Origin of the sequence: Capsulimonas sp. (assembly GCF_039929585.1) — a bacterium.
Classification (GTDB): domain Bacteria; phylum Armatimonadota; class Armatimonadia; order Armatimonadales; family Capsulimonadaceae; genus Capsulimonas.
The window spans coordinates 1-4,397 of the sequence record NZ_JBDSQY010000013.1 but is presented as its reverse complement, the minus strand read 5'-3'; the positions used below and the strand labels follow the sequence as shown (position 1 = coordinate 4,397).

Here is a 4,397-nt window from a genome sequence, read left to right as displayed (position 1 = left end):
CCGCGACAAGCGTGGGATCGGTCAGGCCATGCGGATGGTGCATGCAGCCTTCCTTTAGAATCAGCGTAAATTGACCGCCCAGCGCTGGGTAACGCTCCTGAATGATGTTGTTGTTTTTGGCGAGGATCGCCGCCTCGTCTTGATCGCCGCACACATGGAGGATGGGGATGTGCGCGGCGGCGAGGGTCGCCAGACTGTCGATGGGGTTGCCCTTAAGCGTCTTCATCTCGTCGTCCGTCGCCTGATATGCGCCCAGAATACTCTTCCAGAAGTCATTGGCGCCCCGGGCGGCGTTGATATCGCAAAGCGGAGCGTCGCCGTAAATGCAGCCGACTTTGTCGGGATTGAAGTACGCCCAGCGGTAGGCGCAGAAGCCGCCCCGGCTCAGGCCCTCCAGCGCCGGACGCTGGGAGAAGCCGTACTGGTTGGTGAGTAGATTGTATAGCGCGTCGAACTGTGTGAGCGCCTTGGCGTTCGCGTATGTGTCGCCCGTGTCGATATAAGCGACATGAAAGCCGCGCTCCAGCATCGCGATGTCGGCGTTCGGGAATGCGTCCCAGAACATCGTCCGCCAGATCCAGGGGCGTCCGGGCAGTTCATGCTTGGGCTCGACGACGCGCGCCTCACGCCCGTCCAGCGTGAACTCATGGCATTGGTAGCCGTGGAAATCCGACAGTTTCGTTTCGTTTTCGAATGTCATCGCTTTCTCCTCAGTGATTTTGGCGGCGCCGGAGCCGGCGAGGGCGTTGTAGACGAGGCGGCGAGCGGCGATGGGATCGATACCGTCGGCGTTATCCGACGCAAACGCCTGCGCGAGACCCGGCAGGCAGAAGAGGACGACTTGGCCCTTGCCGCAGGGAACCACGGCGACGCCCAGACCGATATCCGGACTGTGATGCATCCCGTACCCGATCACGGCGTCCATTCCGGGCGCAGTGATCTTCATGCCGTTGCCATTGGTGATCTGGTAAGGCCAGCCTAAGACGCAATTGGAGGGCAGCCCGTTTAAGAGCCAATGCGACTTTCCGAAGTACCAGAGGCCAAGCCAGGAGGGGCCGGATGATCCCACCATGCCGGAATACGTCAGCACATGCGCGCTGCCCAGCGTCTCGGCAGCCGATTGTGCGTCGGCGCACTCGGCGTCGTTGGATAGGACAATCAGGCGCGCGCCGTCGCGAACACGCTGGATCAAGTCCGTCGGCAAGGTAGCCCAATCGTAGCCAGTCGCGCCAATTGCATTCCACTTGTTTCCCTGAGAATCAAAGTATCGAGACCGCCGAAACACCTCCCGGATGACGCGCCCCTGCGAGTCCGTCACACGGATAGCGGCGATGCTGGCGTTATCCGTTCGAACGGCGGGGATGCTCACATTCAATCCATCGCCGGCAATGTCCACGGTGAATGTTTTTACTAATGAAACGCCGGAGCCGCCTGTTTCCTGGAAGATATCCAGGTCGTGCAGGACGGTCTTGCCATTGAGCGCGACATCGAAAATACGCTGACCCGGCTTGTTGAAGTACGTTTCGGCGAAGTACAGATCGACGCGCGCCGGACCGGCGGCCACATCCGGGTAATGCACGACTGGCCCCATGCGTCCATACATCTGGTCCGTGTAGAGACCGGGATCGGCAGCGTCACGGATCGTATTGCGATCGACCTGGGTCGACTGCCAGCGCAGCGTTTCCCCCGGCGCGGAAGGATCGATGACAATCGTATCCACTTTACCAAGCGAGGAAGAGTAAGGAACGGCCGTGAGGCCAAGCCGCTTTTGCAGGGCCGGCCCGATCTGAGGCGATCCAAGAACGGCGACAGAGCCGTAAAGCGGTGCCGGCTGCGTTTCAACGACCAGCAGCTTCTCGGTCTTTTTGAGAATTGACTTCCCACTGGGCGAGATCAGCGACGCCGTGATGGTCACGATCCCCTGCCCCGCCGGCTTGACGGCGACGCCGCTCTTCAGAAGCTGGCCGAAGGTTTCGCCGCCGGCCACGGCGACAGGCGACGACGAGGTAAAGAAAGTCTTCCCCTGCGCGTCTTCGGCGACGATCTTGAGCGTATAGCGTCCTTTCAGATCGATTTCATTGACGAGATGGATATCGACGTTCGCCGTTTCGCCCGCCGCCAGAACGAGATGCGGCGTACGGATCACGAGCAGCGCCGGCGCGGCCGCCGCGTGGATCGGCGCGGGATCGGTCTTGGTCATGCGCCGAGCATCGACGATGCCGCTATGGTTATCGATCGCCGTGGATTCCCAGCCCGAAAGCACGAGATAGTCGTTCCAGTTGTTGATGCGGCCGTTCTCCAGCATACGCGCCGTGTTGTCATAATGCTTCGCGGCGGCGCCGTGAAAGATCGCGTCGGCGTGCGGGAATGCGGAACGGAAACCGTAGGCGTCCAGAAATTTTTCGTAAGCGGCGTCGATCGCTTCATGCGCGGCTCGGTCGTAGCCGGGGATGCCTTGCGCTTTGTACCAGGCGCTGATGGCCGCATGATCGTCCGGAGAGGCGCCTGTCGCCATCTCGCCCCAGGCGCTGATTTCGGCCTTGCTATCGGGGCCGTATTTGTAATCCGTCGCGGATTTGTAGTAGCTGTCCAGATAGACGCTTCCCGGTGCATCGCCCGCCGTGTGGCGGTCGTTCCAGCCCGATCCCTGCCCCTTATCGATCTGGAGATCACTGGAATATGGCGGCGCCCAGACTTGATCGTGCGAACTGAATCCCGACTCCAGCATGATGATCCGGGACGGATCCGCCTCGCGCATCTTGCGCAGCGTGTAATAGATCTTCGGATTACGCAGGTTGACCGACGCTTCGTTCTGGAGCGACCAGATGATCTCGGACGGGTGCGAGCGCTCCGCCTTGATCATTGCCAGGACTTTGCACAGCTCGTATTTGTTGTAAAACGTCGTCGGCTCGCCGCCCGCGCCGGAGGTATCGACCGGCCCTGTGTTGGGATAGTTCGGCTCGTTGTCCCATCGGTACGTGAAGCCGCCCGCTCCGGCTTCGCAGTAGCGCATCAGGCCGGCGCGATCGAACGTGTCCAGAATAATCGGCTTCGGCATATGCCGGTGGTTCTGGACCGCGTTCAGCCCGATGGCGTGGGCGGCGGCAACCTCGCGATCCGCCGCCGCCTGGTCCGGGAACATGCCGTTCGGCGACCAGAAGCCCCAGGAGATGGACGACTTCACCACAATGCGCTTGCCGTTCAAATACAGCTTGGCGTCGGAACCAACGCCCTTTGCGGTGAACCAGCGGAACCCGAAGTCCGTCGCATGGTCCGAATGCGAGATCGCGGGGATGGACGCGGCCCCGGTATAAAGATTTGGCTTGCCCACGGACCACAACTGAGCGCCAGGCAGTGTGACGGACTTCGTCACCGTCGCCGAACCGCCAGCGCCGACATGCACCGGCGCCGCACCCGACCATAATATTTTGCCGCCCTTCTGTATCGACAGCGCAACGGGGCCATCATACGCAGGACCATGGGAAATCACCTGTGCGGTGAAGGTGATCTTGCGCGGATCGGGGTTGTTCAGCATCGCCAGGTCCGTGACGGCGACGGGGCCGCGCACGGACATCGTCACGCCGCCATCCATCCCACCGAAACCGTGTGAGACGGGAAGTTCATACGAGCCCCACTTCAAAAGATCAAAATCGACCCAGGCGAAGTTGCCGCCGGGATTGGTGATCCGAACGGCAATCGTGTTTGGCCCGCCGGATTTGAGCGCGCGGGTGGCGTCCGCCTCAAACGCCGTTTCGGTCACGACGTCATATCCGACGAGTTTGCCGTTCACATATACCTCGGCGCGCATTCGGGCGCCGGGAAAGGAGAAAACAAGCCGCTCGCCCGGCGCTAGCTTGGGCGCCGTGAATGTTCGATACCACCAGGAAACGCCGAAGTATGCTCCGTCGGCATTGACAACTTGATTGATGTCGGCCGGATTCAGGACATGACCGGGCGCCTTGCCCCAGTAATGCTCCTCCACGGTTCCCGGCAGCGAAACTCCAAGTCCGGCGCCTGCTGACAGCACGCCCCACCCGCCCGTCGGCGCGTTGATCGGCAGAGTCTCCAGCTTCACTTCGTCGGGCAGATAGAGTTTATCATCGCGCCAGGACGCTTGTGGGTCGAGCAGTAAACGCCAGCCGGAGTTGGGGACCGCAGTAACGGATGGCGATTGCGCGGCGAGCGCTAAACTGCACTGGCTTATCAGGAGAACTGACAAAGCAGTAGAGGTGAAATATTTCAACATAAGAAGTTCTCACAATCGAATGGGTCTCACGGACGCTGCCGCATAGACCGCTTTTGAGACAATCACTACACTGATAGGTTTCGAGGATTTCTGGAAACGAGCAGCCAAGGATAGCCGGCGATTGAAATCGCGCCTAGAAAAGCACGATGTC

The 4,397-nt window shown here is 60.7% G+C and carries 1 protein-coding gene; it reads right to left on the bottom strand.

From position 1 onward, the window contains the following. A partial coding sequence (locus ABIZ35_RS00650) for a malectin domain-containing carbohydrate-binding protein (RefSeq protein ID WP_348217943.1) occupies window positions 1-4,246 on the bottom strand: 4,246 nt, incomplete at its 3' end. Window positions 4,247-4,397 lie beyond the last annotated feature (151 nt).